Raw genomic sequence first — 15485 nt, 5'->3', positions numbered from 1 at the left:
CCCTGACCGCCCAGCCCCCGCCAATCCCCTGACCCTGCCTCCCAATCCGCGCATCGTCATCTGGTGGACGCGCGGCGGTGGGGTGGTGCCGGGGATTCGTGTTCGCCGCCGGTATCCTTGATCGACATGGACCACCGCAGGCGGATTCCGCGTACGGACGCCGTGCTGGCCGACCCGCGGATGCGCGCGGTGCTGTCCGCGCTGGGCCGGGCGCAGGTCAAGGCGGCCGTCGCGGCGGCCCAGGAGCGGGCCAGGGCCGGTGAGATCGCCCCCGCCGACGTGGTGGAGAGCGCGCTGACGGCGCTGGCCCCGGCCGCGCCGCTGCGCCCGGTGATCAACGCCACGGGGGTGCTGCTGCACACCAACCTCGGCCGCGCCCCCCTCGCCGAGGCCGCGATCGAGGCCGTGGCCGCCGCCGCCGGTCCGGCCGACGTGGAGTTCGACCTGGTCACCGGCCGTAGGGCGCGGCGTGGCAGGAGCGCGCTCGCGGCGCTGGCCGCCGCCGTCCCCGAGGCCGGCGACGTCCACCTGGTCAACAACAACGCCGCCGCGCTGGTCCTCGCCGCGACCGCGCTGGCCGCCGACGGCGGCGAGATCGTGATCAGCCGCGGCGAGCTGGTCGAGATCGGCGACGGGTTCCGCATCCCCGAACTGCTGACCGCGACCGGCGCGACCCTGCGCGAGGTCGGCACGACCAACCGCACCACCCCGGCCGACTACGCGGCGGCGGTCGGCCCGCGGACCGGGTTCGTGCTGAAGGTGCACCCTTCCAACTTCCGGGTGGAGGGCTTCACCGGCGCGGCCGGAATCGCCCAGCTGACCGGTCTCGGCGTGCCGGTGGTGGCCGACGTCGGCTCGGGGCTGCTGGAGCCGGAGCCGGTGCTGCCCGACGAGCCCTCGGTGCGCGGCGCGCTGCGCGAGGGCGCCGACCTGGTGACCGCGAGCGGCGACAAGCTGGCCGGCGGCCCGCAGGCCGGGCTGCTGCTCGGCCGGGCCCACCTGGTCGAACGGCTCAGACGGCACCCGCTGGCGCGGGCGCTGCGGGTGGACAAGCTCACCCTGGCTGCGCTGGAGGCCACCCTGCACGCCCCCGAGACCCCCGTACGGCGGGCGCTGCTCGCGACGGCCGGGGCGCTACGCGAGCGCGCCACCGCGATAGCCGCCCAACTGAGCCACCTCGACATCACGGTGGAGGACGTGGCGGCCACCGTGGGCGGCGGCGGCGCGCCCGGAGTACGCCTGCCCAGCGCGGCGGTGAGCCTGCCCGCCCGGTTCGCCACCCCACTACGCACCGGCGAACCCCCGGTCGTGGGCCGGGTGGAGGACGGCCGGCTGCTGCTCGACCTACGAGCGGTGCCCGAAGGCCGTGACGCCGACCTGGTAAAGGCGATCACCGCCGCCGTCCGGTGATCACAACCCGCACACCACGAGGAACATGCCCCCACGGTCGTCAGAGTTCGCGTAGGGCGGGAAGCAGGTCGCTCTTGGCCCAGGCGAAGAATGGGTCCTGGTGTTCGGCGCCGACCTGTACCAGGGCGATGTGGGTGAAACCGGCGTCGACATACTTGCGGACGGCCTCAACGACCGCGCCGACGTCTGATCCGCACGGCACTGTGGAGGCCACGTCGTCGGGGGTGACGGTCTCGGCGGAGGCGGCGAAGTTGACCGGTCCGGGGAGTTCGGCCATGACCTTCCAGCCGGCCGCCGACCAGCGCCACAGCCGGTGGGCCCGCTCCTTGGCGGCGGCGGCGTCGGTGTCGTAGGCGATCGGGAGCTGGCCGTACACGGGCTTGCCCTGTCCGCCGCCCGCGGTGAAGGCGGCCACCAGGTCCGCGTCGGGTTCGGTGGCCACCAGGGCGTCGCCGTACTCCGCGGCGATCTCCGCCGAACGCGGTCCCGAGGCCGCGATCGCCAGCGGGACCGGACGCTCGGGCAGGTCGTAGAGCTTGGCGGAGTCGAGGTCGAAGAACTCCCCGCGATACTCGCGGTAGCCGCCGCCGAACAGGCGCTGGATGATCTCGATGGCCTCACGGAACATCAGGTGCCTGGTGTCCACCGACGGCCAGGCGTGCCCCACGACGTGCTCGTTGAGGTTCTCCCCCGCGCCCAGCCCCAGCGTGAAGCGGCCCTCCGACAGCACCCCCATGGTGGCCGCCTTCTGCGCCACCACCGCCGGGTGGTACCGCATGATCGGGCAGGTCACGTAGGTCATCAACGGCAGCCGCTCGGTCGCCTGCGCCGCCGCGCCGAGCACCGACCACGCGTACGGCGAGTGCCCCATCTCCTCAAGCCACGGGAAGTAGTGGTCGGAGATGACCGCGTAGTCGAAACCGGTCCGCTCGGCGGTCGCGACGTCGCGCACGAGCTGACCGGGCGAGGTCTGCTCGCACATCATCGTGTAACCGATCTCTGCCATGCCGGGCACCTACCCGTGGTTCGCCCCGCACAACGCCAAGCCTTCGCCCAGGTCGGCCAAGTGGTGGCGGCGCGGGCCGCTCAGCCGCCGAGCAGGTCCACCAGGTCGTCGGCGTGCTCCTCTTCCTCCGCCATGATCGACTCCATCAGCCGCCTGGTGGTGGGGTCGCCCTCGCCCAGCCAGCGGATGATCTCCTGGTAGGTGGCGATGACGATCCGCTCGGCCTCCAGGTTGTCGCGCAGCATCTGCTGAAGGTCGTGGTCGGCGGGCGTGGTGTAGTCGGTGTGCGCGCGCTCGGCCAGCCTGGCCGGGTCGAACTCCGGCTCGCCGCCGAGCTGGGAGACCCGTTCGGCGGCGCGCAACGCGTGGTCGAGTTCCTCCTTGGCGTGCTCGGTGAACTCGGCCGACACCTGCGCCCGGTCCACGCCCACCGCCGAGATGGCGTGCCGAGTGTAACGCAGCCAGCACACCACCTCGGTCGCGATCACATCGTTGAGGATCTCGACGACGCGCTCCCGGTCCTTGCCATAGCCCTCGGTCACCGGTCCTTCGGCCATCTTCTGCCGTGCCTGCTCGCGGATCCTCGTCACGTCGAGTACGAAGTCATCGCTCATGCCACTTGCCCCCGAACGGTGTTCTGCCTGCTCATCGGCAGGATAGGAGGCGATCGGCCCGGCCTCGCGCTAGCCGGCGGCGTGTCGCGCGGTCCCTTCCTGGACGACCGTCCCCTCCTGGATCACCGTGCGGCGCCCGGGGTGCGACCACAGCACCGCAGGGTCGGTGAACGGGTCGCCGGGCAGCACGAGCAGGTCGGCGACGGCGCCCGGCCGTACCCTGCCGAGGTCGGAGCGGCCGATCAGGTCGGCGTTGACGCTGGTGGCGGCGCGCAGCGCGGCGAGCGGCCCCTCGACCTCGCTTTGCAGGCGCAGGCCGTTGAGCTGCTCGTCCTCCAGCACGCCCATCAGGTCGGTGCCGAAGCCGATCCGCACGCCGGCCCGCCTGGCCAGCTCGATCGCCTTGCGGCCGGCGTCCAGGACCTCGCGGTTCTTGTCCTGGGAGACCTGCGCGAGCCCGACCTCCGCGCCGCGCCGGTCCATCGCGTCGTAGGTGGCGAGCGTGGGCACCAGGAACGCGCCGCGCTCGGCCATCAGCTCCGCCGTCGCGGCGTCCATCAGGTTGCCGTGCTCGACGCTGCGCACGCCGTTCTCGACGGCATGCGCGATGGCCTCGGGCGAGTAGGCGTGCGCGGCGACGTAGCTGCCGCGCCGCGCGGCCTCGTCGGTGACCGCGCGGATCTCCTCGGCGGAGTACTGCGGAACGCGGATCGGGTCGGTCGGCGAGACGACCCCGCCCGACGCCATGATCTTGATCGCGTGCGCGCCGCGCCGGAACCTGTCGCGTACGGCCCGCCGCAGCGGGTCCACTCCGTCCACCACCTCGCCCATGTGCGTCCAGCAGGCGCACAGGTCCGCGTCGGCGGGCCGCAGGTCGCTGTGCCCTCCGGTCTGGCTGAGCGCCGGCCCGGTGTAGAGGTAGCGCGGCGCGGGGATCAGCCCTTCGGCGATGGCCTTGGCCAGGCCGGGGTCCCCCCCGGCGACGTCGCGGACGGTGGTGAACCCGCGGGCCAGCGCCGCGCCGAGCCGCCGCGCGCCGGCCAGCGCCATGTAGCTGAGCGGGCTGGACTCGAGCGTCAGCAGGTCCAGGGCGGTGCCGTAGGCGTGGAAGTGGGCGTCGATGAGCCCGGGCACCACCGTGCCGCCGCCCCCGTCGAGGACCTGATCGGCCTGCGGCGGGGTGCCTCCCACCTGAACGATCTTCCCGTCCGAAATGTGGACCGGGCCTTCCTTCAGGTCCCCGGACTCCCCGTCGAACACCGTCACGTTGACGATCGTCAAGCTCACGCTGAGGTCTCCCCGTCTACTCGGCATCGCCTGACATTTTGCCGGTGACCAGGTCAGGACCGGAACGGGGGCCCCTCCTGAGCACGGGGCGGCCACTCCGGGAGGGTCGCCCGCCCGGACTCCACGTCCCGGACGGGAGGCGGACCGGGCAGGGTGGGCGGGCCGGGGGGCGCGTCCTGGACCCTGCGGGCGTACTCCTCCAGCCCCTCGACCTGCCGGGTCACCGCGCGCACCGAACGGGCCAGCGCCTCCCGCCGTGGCCCGAGCGCGGCCCGCAGTTCCGGGGTCATCGCCTCGTGCATCGCGTCGGCCTGTCCGGCGCGCAGCCCGAAAGAACGAGATGTAAGAGCTTGATCGGACATCTTATGACAGGTCAGCCTGGGTATCCGGACTTCGATTCGGAATGTCACCCGCAGGAGGTATGTTTCGGATGCGAGGGTGGTGACACGACGGGCAGAAGGGTCATGGGGCGGGACAACCCGGCGGATTCGGCCGGCCTGAGTGAGACGTTCTTGAGCGGGCATCGCCGGTACACGAGCCGGCAGGTGGCCGCGATGGCCGGTGTGCCGATGTACCGCGCCCGCCGCCTGTGGCGCGCGCTCGGCTTCGCCAACGTCCCCGACGACGCGGTGGAGTTCACCCAGGCCGACGTCGAGGCGCTCAAGACGCTGGTCGGCATGGTCACCGCGGGGGCCTACGACGATGACCACCTGCTGCTGATGACCAGGTCGCTCGGCAGCTACACGGCCAGGCTCGCCGAGTCCCAGGCCGAGCTGGGCGCGGAGGCGCTGGCCACGGCCGGGGTGCCGATGGCCGAGCGGGGCGCGGCCTGGCGCGGCCGGGCCGCCTGGGTGCTTCCCGACCTGGAGAAGCTGCTGATCTACTCCTGGCGGCGGCACCTGGCCTCGGCGGCCGGCCGGCTGGTCGATCAGGAGAGCAACGCCGTGCGGCTGGCCGTGGGCTTCGCCGACCTCGTCGGGTTCACCCGGCTCAGCAGGCAGATCTCCGAAGGCGAGCTGGCCAGGCTGGTCGAGCGGTTCGAGGGCCGGTCGGCCGACGTGATCGCCTCCTCGGGCGGGCGGCTGGTCAAGACGCTCGGCGACTCGGTGCTGTTCGTCACCGACACCGCGCACGAGTCCGCGGAGATCGCGCTGCGGCTGCTGGAGGTCCACGGCCGCACCCGCGGCATGCCCGCGCTCCGCGTCGGCCTGGCCATCGGGCAGGTCATCGGCCGGATGGGCGACGTGTTCGGTGCCCCGGTCAACCTGGCCAGCAGGCTCACCGCGCTGGCCGAGGCGGCCAGCGTGCTGGCCGACCAGGCGATGGCCGAGGCGCTGGCCGACGACGCCGCCTTCGCGCTGCGCTCGGGCGAGCGGGTGACCGTCCGCGGGGTCGGCGAGGTCACGCCCTTCGTGATCCGCCGCCGGCGGCGACCGGCCTAGCCCTCCGTCTGCGGGGTAGCGGAGCGGGATCGCGACTTCGGGGGCGACGCAAGCCCCGCCTGGCTGCGCCGGGAGGTGGAGCAGAGCCTGTCCGCGCTCGGAATCGACCACATCGACCTGTACCAGATCCACTGGCCCGACCCTCGCACGCCGCTCGCCGACACGGCCGCCGCGCTCGGCGACATGATCCGGGAGGGGCTGATCCGGCACGCCGGGGTGTCCAACTTCGACGTCGAGGAGATGCGGGAGTTCGGGGAGACGCTGCCGGTGGAGACGTTGCAGCCGCCATACCACCTGTTCGAGCGGGACATCGAGACCGACGTCCTGCCGTACTGCGCGGAGCGCGGGATCGGCGTGCTCGCGTACGGCCCGCTGGCGCACGGCCTGCTCGGCGGGGCCTTCGACGAGTACACGACCTTCCCCGCCGACGACTGGCGCTCGGCCGGCCCCGACTTCACCGGCGAGACCTTCCGCCGCAACCTCGCGGTGGTCGGCCCGCTGCGGGAGTTCGCGCGGCGCAAGGGGGCGACGGTCGGCAGCTCGCCGTGGCGTGGGTGCTCGCCGCGCCGGCGGTGGACGCGGCGATGGACGCGGCGATCGTCGGCTCGCGCCGGCACGCCCACCTCAAGGAGAGCGCCGGCGCGGTGGACCTGGAGCTGACCGGCGACGACCTCGCCGAGATCGACCGGATCGTGAGCGCGGCGAGCCCGGTGACCGGCCCCCGTCCCGACTGAAAGGACCGGCCCGGCGGTTATGCCGGGCGGTCCCGGGTAGGCGGGTGGTTCAGCCGGACAAGCGAGACGACATCGACGTAGCTGGGCGCCCGCCGCGCCCGAGGGGGAACGACGATGACAAGCGGTGACTTCTGGCCGTACGGCTACAGCCCGCTGGACGAGTTGCTGGCGAGGTTCTTCGGCGGGCTCGGACCGCCGGAGCAGGCCGGGGCGGAGTCCCGGCGGCGCGTGGACATCGGCCGCCTGCTCAGCGAGGACGCCGTCGAACTGCTCCGCAAGGCGGTGCACGAGGCGTCCGAGCAGGGCGCGCAGTACCTCGACACCGAGCACCTGCTGTGGGCCGCGACCAGGCTGGATTCGACGCGCGGCCTGCTTTCGCGGGCCGGGGCCGACCCGGACGCGCTCGCGGAGGCGATCTCGCGGCAGGCCGAGCGGGGCGAACCCCGGCAGGGGCCGATGCCGCTGGCCCCGGCCGCCAAGCGGGCCCTGCTCGCGGCGCGCGACATCGCCAGGGCCTCGGGCGCGTCCTACATCGGGGCGCAGCACCTGCTGGTGGCCCTGTCGGCCAACTCCGACTCGACGGCCGGTCGCCTGCTGCGCGACGCGCGGGTCACCCCGCAGTCCCTGGGCGCGGAGGCCGTCGAGCGGGGCGAGGCCCCGGCCGCTCCCCGGCCGAGCAGCACGCCCACGCTCGACCAGTACGGCCGCGACCTGTGCCAGGCCGCCAGGGACGGCGGGATCGACCCCGTCATCGGCAGGGACGAGGAGATCGCCCAGACCGTGGAGGTGCTGTCCCGGCGCACCAAGAACAACCCGGTGCTGCTCGGCGAGCCCGGCGTCGGCAAGACCGCCATCGTCGAGGGGCTCGCGCAGCGCATCGTGGACGGCGAGGTGCCGAAGACGCTCGCGGGCAAGCGGGTGATGCAGGTGGACCTGGCCGGGATGGTGGCCGGCACCAAGTTCCGCGGCGAGTTCGAGGAGCGGATGAAGAACGTCGTGGACGAGATCCGCGACAACGCCGACGACCTGATCGTGTTCATCGACGAGTTGCACACGGTGGTCGGCGCGGGCGGCGCGGAGGGCGCCATCGACGCCTCCAACATGCTCAAGCCCGCCCTGGCGCGCGGTGAGCTGCACGTCATCGGCGCGACGACGCTGGACGAGTACCGCCGGTACATCGAGAAGGACGCGGCGCTGGAGCGGCGGTTCCAGCCGATCTTCGTGCCGGAGCCGGCGGTGGAGGACACCATCGCGATCCTGCGCGGGCTGCGCGATCGGTACGAGGCCCACCACCAGGTGCGTTTCACCGACGAGTGCCTGGTGGCCGCGGCCGAGCTGTCCGACCGGTACCTGACCGGCCGCTTCCTGCCGGACAAGGCCATCGACCTGATGGACCAGGCCGGCGCGCGGGTCGCGCTGCGCACCAAGACGACGCCGGGCGGCACCCGCGAGCTGGAGGAGCGCGTGGAGGGCCTGCTGCGCGAGAAGGACCAGGCGGTCTCCGGCGAGGACTACGAACGGGCCAGGGAACTGCGGGACGAGATCGCCGACCTGCGCCGTCAGATCGACGACTCCCAGGGCGAGCAGCAGGGGGTGCCGGAGGTCACCGCGGAGGAGATCGCCGCGGTCGTCTCCCGGGCCACCGGGATTCCGGTCGCCCGGCTCACCCAGGAGGAGAAGGACCGGCTGCTGGCCCTGGAGGAACGGCTGCACCAGCGTGTGGTCGGCCAGGACGAGGCCGTGGAGGCGGTGGCCGAGGCCGTGCGGCGCTCGCGCGCCGGGCTCGGCGACCCGAACCGGCCGATCGGGTCCTTCCTCTTCCTCGGCCCGACCGGCGTGGGCAAGACCGAACTGGCCCGCGCGCTGGCCGAGGCGCTGTTCGGTGACCAGGACCGGATGGTCCGGTTCGACATGAGCGAGTTCCAGGAGCGGCACACGGTGTCCCGGCTGGTCGGCGCGCCGCCGGGGTACGTGGGGTACGAGGAGGCCGGGCAGCTCACCGAGACGGTGCGGCGGCGGCCCTACTCGGTGGTGCTGCTGGACGAGATCGAAAAGGCCCACGCCGACGTGTTCAACCTGCTGCTCCAGGTCATGGATGACGGGCGGCTCACCGACGCGCAGGGCCGCACGGCGGACTTCAAGAACACCGTGCTGATCATGACCTCGAACCTCGGCGCGGACGTGATCATGTCCCATCCCGGCGAGGCGGCCGCCGAGTTGCGCGGCCACCTGAGCCGGCTGCTGCGGCACGCGTTCCGGCCGGAGTTCCTGAACCGGATCGACGAGATCATCATCTTCCGCAGCCTGGACGACATCCAGTTGCGGCAGATCACCGGTCTGCTGCTGGAGGAGAGCAGGCGCCGCCTGCACGCCCAGGACATCGGGATGGAGATCGACCCGGTGGCGGTCGACTGGCTGGCCAGGCAGGGCTACCAGCCCGAGTTCGGCGCCCGGCCGCTGCGCCGGGTCATCCAGCGCAAGGTGGACAACACGCTGTCGCGGATGCTGCTGGACGGCACACTGCGGCCCGGCCAGCGGGTGCATCTCGGCGTGCGCGAGCACGACCTGGCGTTCACCGTGCTGGAAGGGACCGAGTCCGCCCCCGGCGAGGGGCAGGAGCCGCAGGCCAGGGCCACTCCGGAGCACCGGCCCGAGCTGGATCGCGGCAAGGAGGAGGATCGCCGCCGCGACGCCTCGGGGTTCTACCTGTAGCCGTCCGCGGGGGGGCGTTCCCGTCTGCCGTGCGCAGAGGGCCCGGCAGGCGGGGACGCCAGGCGGGACAGGTCAGGTCAGGAGCGTCCTTCAGGGTCGAGCTTCAGGATCGAGGCCGTCCAGCAGGGCGTCCAGGCCCGCGTGGACGGCGTCCATGCCCGCGCCCCGCTCACGCAGGTTGTAGGCGATCAGGCCGGCCGCGACCGGGGCCAGCAGGGCGTCGGCGAGGTAGGCGGACTCGCGGCCCGGCCGCAGCTCGGCCAGGAGGATCGTCAGGTGCCGGTGGTAGGCGCCGTAGGCGGCGCCGAAGCGGGCGTACGGCGTGGCGGTCTCGGCCATCAGCAGCAGGTCGAGCTGGTCGGCGACGCGTACGGCCAGGGCGTGCAGGAAGGCGCGGACCCTGGCCGCCGCCGGAGCGCCGGGCCCGAGCGGCGGCGGGCCGCCCATGAACGACTCCTGGAACTCCCGCTCGCGCCGGTCGATGAGCGCGTAGGCCAGGCCGGACCGGTCGCCGAACCGGCGGTAGAGCGTTCCCACGCCCACGCCCGCGGCGGCGGCGACCTCCGCCATGGACAACCCCTCGACGCCGCGGGTCGCGACGATCTCCTCGGCGGCGGCGAGGATCTTGGCGCGGTTGCGCGCGGCGTCCGCGCGCTCCTCCGGGCGCCGGTCGCCCGCTTCTACCTGGGGCAGCGGTCGCCGGGTCTGGGTCACGCGCTAAACCCTACCGGCTTGCCATCCGGAATTGGTTCCGGTTAAGCTCGTAACCGGAATCAGTTCCGGATACCGGAGGACATGAGATGTTGCGAGGACGGGTCGCGCTCGTCACGGGGGGCAGCCGCGGCATCGGGGCGGCGATCGCCCGGCGGCTGGCCGGGGACGGCGCGGACGTGGCGATCACCTACACCTCGGCCGAGGGCCGGGCCAAGGACGTGGTCGGGCAGATCGAGGCGGCCGGGCGGCGCGGCCTGGCCGTACACGCCGAGGCGACGGACGCGCAGGCGCTGATCAACGCGGTCGAGCGGACCGCCGCCGCGTTCGGCCGGCTGGACATCCTGGTGAGCAACGCCGACATCGCGCCGTACGGCCCGCTGGAGGAGGTCACCCTGGAGGAGGTGGACCGTACTCTGGCCATCCACGCCAGGGCCTCCTTCGTGCCGGCCCAGGCCGCCGCCGCGCGCATGCCCGACGGCGGCGGATCATCAACATCGGCAGCAGCCTGGCCGAGCGCGTGCCCTACCCGGGGTGGACGCTCTACTCAATGAGCAAGTCCGCGCTCACCGGGCTCACCAAGGGCCTGGCCAGGGACCTCGGCTCCCGCGGCATCACCGCCAACCTGGTCCACCCCGGCTCGACCGACACCGAGATGAACCCGGCCGACAGCCCGGAGGCGGACGGCGAGCGCGCCTTCACCTCGCTGGGCCGCTACTGCGACCCCGCGGACATCGCGGCGACCGTGGCCCACCTGGCCGGACCGGGCGGGCGCAACATCACCGGCGCGTCCATCGCCGTGGACGCGGGAACGACGGCCTGAGCGCGATGGCCTGGCTGCTGCTCATCGGAGCGGCCCTGCTGGAGGTCGTGTGGGCCCTGGCGCTGGACCGCTCCGATGGCTTCACCCGCTTCGTCCCGGCGGCCATCGGGGTGACGGGCGCCGTGCTGAGCTTCGCGATGCTGACCTTCGCGCTGCGCGACCTGCCGACCGGCACCGCGTACGCCGTGTGGGTGGGACTCGGCGCGGTCGGCGTCGCGGTCGCCGGCATCGTGGCGCTGGGCGAGAGCGCGTCCCCGGCCCGGCCGGCCTGCCTGTTCCTCATCCTGGCCGGGGTCGTGGGCCTGAAGCTGGCCGAGGGGTAGGCCGGATCCTCCTCAGGCCGTGGGTCCGACGCGTTCGCGGGCCCAGGGCCATCGCCCGTCTGGCGAGCACCCACGCAAGGTGGGCGCGGTACTCGCCGGACGCGTCCTGGTCACCCTGGAAGAGGTCACCGAGCGGGGGCGCGGTGAGCACCCCTGCGGTGAGCACGCGTTCCAAGGTGGGCACCCGGCGGGCGGGCCGTGGTCCGCCGCAGACGACGACCCGGCAGGTGGCGACGGAGCCGTCCGTGTGGAAGGTCACGGCGACCGCCGCCCCGCACACCGAGGCGAGGGTCGCGGGCACGGGCCGGCGTACGTGGGCCCCGTGGGCGGTCCCCGTGGGCGGCGGGATGGGCGACCAGCTCGGTGATCGTGGTCATCGCCCCGATCTCCAGCGCGCCGCCGAGGCCGCGGCGCACGCCGCGCAGTTCCGGCACCCGGCCCAGATCGACCAGCCTGATGTGCCAGGCCGCCGAGCAGGCGGGGCTGCCCGCCGACGCGAAGTTCCGGGCCGCCTTCGTGGCCTACCTGGAGTGGGGGTCGCGGATCGCGCTGGAGAACTCCCAGGCAGGGGGCCGGCCCCCCGAGCGCATGCCGGTGCCCCGCTGGTGGTGGGTGTGCAACGCCACTCCGGGCGCACGGGTCTCCGCGCTGGCCGGAAAAGAACCGGAAGAGCAGGTGGTGACATTACCCGCAGCGGGTCAGCCGGTATCGTTCGCCGCGCACATCAAGCCGTTGTTCAGGAGCATGGACGGAAACTCCATGCGGTTCGCGTTCGACCTGTGGTCGCATGAGGACGTGAAAACCCATTCGGCCGAGATCCTGAAGCGCCTGAGCAACGGCTCGATGCCGTGCGACGGCGGCTGGTCACCCGACTGGGTGGCCGTTTTCCGGCACTAGACGGAAACCGGGATGCCGCAATAGCCGGGGGCGGTCTAGAAACCCCGTACCCGCGTCAGGCGTACCCGGAGCCGCACCGGGTACGCCTGGACGAAGCTGTCGGCGTCGCCGATGACCCGGACGATGTTGTCGCGATATTTCTCCAGGTAGGCGGCATTGGGCACGGCGGTGGCGGGCTCGTCGAGCAGTTCGGCGTCGCCGGTCATCACGACGATGTCCCGCCCGCCGGAGCTGTCGAAGTTGAGCGATACCCGGGGGGTGCGGCGGATATTGACCAGCCGTTTCGCAATCGGCCGGTTGTAGACGAGGAGGCTTTCCCCGCCGTCCCAGAGAAACCACACGGGATTGGGCTGAGGGGTCGAATCATGAGCGACCGTCGTGAGCCAGACGACGAGGTCATCGGTAAGCCTGCGCCGCACCCGCCCGCCAAAGGGCGTGGCCGGGTCGGGAAGCACTTCATTCGCCATTCCCCGATGGTATGCCGTGTCACTTGGCGCAGCCAGGCCGGAACACGCCCGCCGCGCGCACTTAGCCGTTTCGCGTCCGATTGATTCGTTATTTGGCACACTTTGACCGATTTACCGGAGGTCTCAGGCGAGCGCGGAGTCCAGCGCGGCCCGGTGGGCGGCCACCCAGTCATGGGCCTCCAGAACCGCGCCGGCGACGCCGCTCGCCGGGCGCGGCGATGTCCCAGTCGATGAACGCCACCGGCCGCAGCCCCGCGCGCCGTCCCGGTAGACGGTGTTCTTGGGCGACAGGTCGTTGTGGCAGACCACCTCACCCCCTCGGCCGGCGGGGTCCCGCCGTCAGGTCGTGGAAGCGGCGCACCAGGCGGGCGACGCCCGCCAGGCTCTCCGGCGACGAGACCCCGGCCGCGGGCGAGGCCCAGGGCACGTGTCCGGGAAGGTAGGTGAGGATCTCCCGGCCGTCGTCGTCCGTGCCGAGCAGCCGCGGGGAGCCCGTCCAGCCCTGCCGCTCGAAGTGGCGCAGCAGCCGATGGACGTAACCGGCCCGCTCCCCCGGCCTGCGGCGGACCGTGTCACCGACCCGGACGACCTCGTTCGCCCATCCCCCGGGCAGCCGCTCCTCACGCATCGGCCCATTCAACTGTGAGATGCGGAAATAGGAGAATTTCGCAGGGTTGACACCCTTGAACACCCGGCCGACGATCGCTTCGGACCGCCCCAGGTGAACCCTCGACAGGATGGTGTCCCATGCGTTTGATGAAACGCCGTGCGCTCACCGGCGCGACCGTGTCGATCACACTGTCGCTCGTGGTGTCGCTCGTGGTGTCGCTGGTGGTGTCGCTCGGCGGACCGGCCGGCGCGGCGACCGCCGACGACCTGCCGCCGTCCAAGCCCACCGGCATCTGGGAGTGCATCGCCGACTACCACGGCGCGGTGCCGATGTGCTGGACGCCCTCCACCGACGACACCGGGGTGAGCGGCTACGACATCTACATCGTGGAGGACGGCACCGCCCGGCTGCACGGCACCTCCGCCAGGCCCGCCTATACCGCCACCGGGCTGATCCCCGCCCGTCCCTACACCTTCTTCATCGTGGCCAGGGACGCGGCGGGCAACACGAGCCCTCCCTCGGACCGGTACACGGCCCACGCACAGGTCGGACTGCCGGTCCCCGGCTGCCATGTCGAGCACGCGACCGGCCGGTCGGGCCCCTGGTCCTACGCCGCCATCAAGCTCACCAACACCGGCACCGCCCCGGTCAGGGGATGGACGCTGCACTTCGACCTCCCCGATGACCTGCGGATCGAGTTCTCCTGGGGCGCGAAGTGGTCGCAGGACGGCGCGCACGCCGCGTTGTCCAACCTCGCCTACAACGAGACCATCCCGCCCGCGAAGACGACCGAACTCGGGTACGCCTGGCGCCACTCCGCCGCCGCTCCCCGGCCGAAGCGGTTCTCCCTCGACTCCACTCCCTGCACGGTCACGTACCTGCCGTAGAGATGACAAGTCAGCCAATTCCCAAACATTTGGTGAATCCATAGGGCGGGCGGGGACCGTACTACCGTGTGTGGGCACTTTCCGATGAGTCGCTCCTCGCCGGCATGGCGGCCGGTGACACCCAGGCCGCCGCGTCCTTCGTCCGCAGGTATCAGGCACGTGTGTTCGGTCTGGCGCGCGCGGTGCTCGGGGACGCCGCCGTCGCCGAGGAGGTCGCCCAGGAGGCGTTCGTCCGGGCCTGGCGGCACGCGGCCGTGTACGACGCCAGACGCGGAAAGGTGTCCACCTGGCTGCTCACGATCACACGCAACCTCGCGGTCGACGCCCTGCGATTACGCAGGGAGGACCCGGTGGACCCGCAGCGGCTCCTCACCGAGCTGCTGGACGGTGAGCGCAGGGAGGACGCGCCGCAGGACGAGGAGTTCGTCCGCCAGGCGCTCCACTCGCTGCCGCGCGAGCAGGCACGGGTCATCGCGCTCACCGTCTTCTACGGAATGACGGGCAAGGAGGTCGCCGATTGGGAGGGGATACCGCTGGGCACCGCGAAGACACGGCTGCGACGGGGGATGGCCAAGCTGCGCGAGCGGATGGAGGTGGCCGGTGATGAGTGACGACCCGGCGTGCGCCAGGGCCCGGGAGGTGATTCCGGAGCTCGCGGCCGGCGCGACGGCGGGGGACGAGCGGGCCGGCGCGCTCGGCCACGTGTCATGGTGTCCCACCTGCCGCCACGACCTGCGGGAGAACGCCGCCGTGGTGGACGAGCTGCTGTCGCTCGCGCCCGTGTACGAGCCGCCCGCCGGGTTCGAGGTCGCGGTCCTCGCGCGGATCGGGACGGAGGGGTCCGAGCCGCGTGGGCAGTGGCGGCGCATGCGTCCGCCGCGCCGCCGCGACCCGGTACGGCAAAGCGCGCGCGACGGCCGCCCCGCCAGGCGGTGGCCGGTCCTGCGCGGCGCGGCGGACGGCCCTCCACGGACGCGGCGACCGGCCGATCCCGGCGAGCGGGCCTGGCGGCGGCCCGCGGCGGTCCTGGTCGCCCTCATCGCGGTCGCCACGCTGGCGGGGGGCGGCGTGTGGCGGGCGACGGAGTCCGACCGCACACTGGCCGCCGGATACCGGGCCACCCTGGAGGCCGCCAACGGCCGGTACCTGACCGCGGGGGGCATCTACGCGGCCGGACAGCGGGTCGGCCAGGTCTTCGGCTACCAGGGGGCGCCGAGCTGGCTCTTCCTCACCATCGTCAACGCGCCGGTCTCCGGCGTCTACGACGTGGCCGTCGTCACCATCGACGGCAGGCGCCGCGCGATGGGCCAGGTGCTCATCGCGGCGGGACGCGCGACATGGGGCAGCTCCGTGGACCACCACGTCGCCGAGGTCGCCCGAATCGTCCTGACCAGGCCGGGCGCCCCCGAAATCACAGGCCGCTTCCGCCAGCGAACGGCCTGGTGATCACCCTCGTCGGGCACACCCCCCACGCCGCGAGCCGAGGGCGAGCATAGAGGCAGGTACGCGGCCCGCCGCAGGACACCACGACGGCCCTACCGGTGCATCGGGCCCACCCTGCC

Annotated in this window: 16 protein-coding genes and 2 pseudogenes; 10 read left to right on the top strand and 8 right to left on the bottom strand. The window is 72.7% G+C overall.

Annotation, left to right across the window (positions count from 1 at the left end; translation table 11 throughout):
• The first annotated feature begins 126 nt into the window (after positions 1–126).
• Positions 127–1410: an L-seryl-tRNA(Sec) selenium transferase gene (gene selA / locus C1I98_RS20710; RefSeq protein WP_111169087.1), complete on the top strand. Its 1284-nt coding sequence runs from the start codon at positions 127–129 to the stop codon at positions 1408–1410.
• Positions 1411–1450: 40 nt separating this feature from the next.
• Here the strand turns inward: selA and C1I98_RS20705 are convergent, their stop codons facing one another.
• The 4 genes from C1I98_RS20705 to C1I98_RS20690 form a co-directional block, all read right to left on the bottom strand.
• Positions 1451–2416, bottom strand: a complete 966-nt coding sequence (locus C1I98_RS20705) for a TIGR03557 family F420-dependent LLM class oxidoreductase (RefSeq protein WP_111169085.1) — start codon at positions 2414–2416, stop codon at positions 1451–1453.
• Between the two features lie 80 nt (positions 2417–2496).
• A complete protein-coding gene (locus C1I98_RS20700) occupies positions 2497–3030 on the bottom strand; it encodes a ferritin-like domain-containing protein (RefSeq protein WP_111169084.1) in 534 nt (177 codons plus the stop codon).
• A gap of 69 nt (positions 3031–3099) precedes the next feature.
• Positions 3100–4317, bottom strand: a complete 1218-nt coding sequence (locus C1I98_RS20695; RefSeq protein WP_199537084.1) for a metal-dependent hydrolase family protein — start codon at positions 4315–4317, stop codon at positions 3100–3102.
• A 53-nt stretch (positions 4318–4370) separates the two neighbouring features.
• Positions 4371–4679 (bottom strand): hypothetical protein, encoded by a 309-nt coding sequence (locus C1I98_RS20690; RefSeq protein ID WP_146607545.1) that lies wholly within the window; start codon positions 4677–4679, stop codon positions 4371–4373.
• A gap of 150 nt (positions 4680–4829) precedes the next feature.
• Here C1I98_RS20690 and C1I98_RS20685 point away from each other — a divergent pair, with 150 nt between their 5' ends.
• The 3 genes and pseudogenes from C1I98_RS20685 to C1I98_RS20675 all read left to right on the top strand — a co-directional run bounded on the left by C1I98_RS20685 (position 4830) and on the right by C1I98_RS20675 (position 9205).
• On the top strand, positions 4830–5759 hold the full coding sequence (locus tag C1I98_RS20685; RefSeq protein ID WP_158558120.1) for an adenylate/guanylate cyclase domain-containing protein: 930 nt from the start codon (positions 4830–4832) through the stop codon (positions 5757–5759).
• Between the two features lie 51 nt (positions 5760–5810).
• Positions 5811–6419 (top strand): annotated as a pseudogene (locus C1I98_RS20680) (aldo/keto reductase); the annotation flags it as partial.
• A gap of 188 nt (positions 6420–6607) precedes the next feature.
• Positions 6608–9205, top strand: a complete 2598-nt coding sequence (locus C1I98_RS20675; protein ID WP_111169079.1) for an ATP-dependent Clp protease ATP-binding subunit — start codon at positions 6608–6610, stop codon at positions 9203–9205.
• Between the two features lie 90 nt (positions 9206–9295).
• Here C1I98_RS20675 and C1I98_RS20670 read toward each other — a convergent pair whose 3' ends face one another.
• Entirely contained in the window at positions 9296–9919 is a 624-nt protein-coding gene (locus tag C1I98_RS20670) for a TetR/AcrR family transcriptional regulator (RefSeq protein ID WP_111169078.1), read from the bottom strand.
• An 86-nt stretch (positions 9920–10005) separates the two neighbouring features.
• Between C1I98_RS20670 and C1I98_RS20665 the strand changes: the two are divergent.
• From C1I98_RS20665 to C1I98_RS43045, 3 genes and pseudogenes are all read left to right on the top strand, one after another.
• Positions 10006–10739, top strand: a pseudogene (locus tag C1I98_RS20665) (SDR family NAD(P)-dependent oxidoreductase).
• Between the two features lie 5 nt (positions 10740–10744).
• Positions 10745–11062 carry a DMT family transporter gene (locus C1I98_RS20660; RefSeq protein WP_111169077.1) on the top strand — a complete coding sequence of 106 codons (318 nt, stop codon included), beginning with the start codon at positions 10745–10747 and terminating at the stop codon, positions 11060–11062.
• 363 nt (positions 11063–11425) lie between these two features.
• On the top strand, positions 11426–11959 hold the full coding sequence (locus C1I98_RS43045; RefSeq protein WP_199537083.1) for a globin family protein: 534 nt from the start codon (positions 11426–11428) through the stop codon (positions 11957–11959).
• A 35-nt stretch (positions 11960–11994) separates the two neighbouring features.
• Here C1I98_RS43045 and C1I98_RS20645 read toward each other — a convergent pair whose 3' ends face one another.
• The 3 genes from C1I98_RS20645 to C1I98_RS20640 all read right to left on the bottom strand — a co-directional run bounded on the left by C1I98_RS20645 (position 11995) and on the right by C1I98_RS20640 (position 13054).
• Positions 11995–12426 carry a TIGR03667 family PPOX class F420-dependent oxidoreductase gene (locus C1I98_RS20645; protein ID WP_111169075.1) on the bottom strand — a complete coding sequence of 144 codons (432 nt, stop codon included), beginning with the start codon at positions 12424–12426 and terminating at the stop codon, positions 11995–11997.
• 123 nt (positions 12427–12549) lie between these two features.
• A complete protein-coding gene (locus C1I98_RS43040) occupies positions 12550–12735 on the bottom strand; it encodes a hypothetical protein (protein WP_199537082.1) in 186 nt (61 codons plus the stop codon).
• 1 nt (position 12736) lies between these two features.
• Positions 12737–13054, bottom strand: a complete 318-nt coding sequence (locus tag C1I98_RS20640; RefSeq protein ID WP_199537081.1) for a phosphotransferase — start codon at positions 13052–13054, stop codon at positions 12737–12739.
• Between the two features lie 128 nt (positions 13055–13182).
• On the opposite strand from C1I98_RS20640, the gene C1I98_RS20635 reads away from it, so the two are divergent.
• The 3 genes from C1I98_RS20635 to C1I98_RS20625 all read left to right on the top strand — a co-directional run bounded on the left by C1I98_RS20635 (position 13183) and on the right by C1I98_RS20625 (position 15369).
• Positions 13183–13923, top strand: a complete 741-nt coding sequence (locus tag C1I98_RS20635) for a cellulose binding domain-containing protein (RefSeq protein WP_111169074.1) — start codon at positions 13183–13185, stop codon at positions 13921–13923.
• 68 nt (positions 13924–13991) lie between these two features.
• Entirely contained in the window at positions 13992–14534 is a 543-nt protein-coding gene (locus C1I98_RS20630; protein WP_199537080.1) for an RNA polymerase sigma factor, read from the top strand.
• On the top strand, positions 14527–15369 hold the full coding sequence (locus tag C1I98_RS20625) for a hypothetical protein (protein WP_111169073.1): 843 nt from the start codon (positions 14527–14529) through the stop codon (positions 15367–15369). Before C1I98_RS20630 ends, C1I98_RS20625 begins: the two co-directional genes overlap by 8 nt.
• Positions 15370–15485 lie beyond the last annotated feature (116 nt).

It is taken from the genome of Spongiactinospora gelatinilytica, from assembly GCF_003236385.1.
In the GTDB taxonomy this organism is placed as follows: Bacteria; Actinomycetota; Actinomycetes; order Streptosporangiales; family Streptosporangiaceae; genus Spongiactinospora; species Spongiactinospora gelatinilytica.
This window is presented reverse-complemented; position numbering and strand designations above follow the sequence as displayed.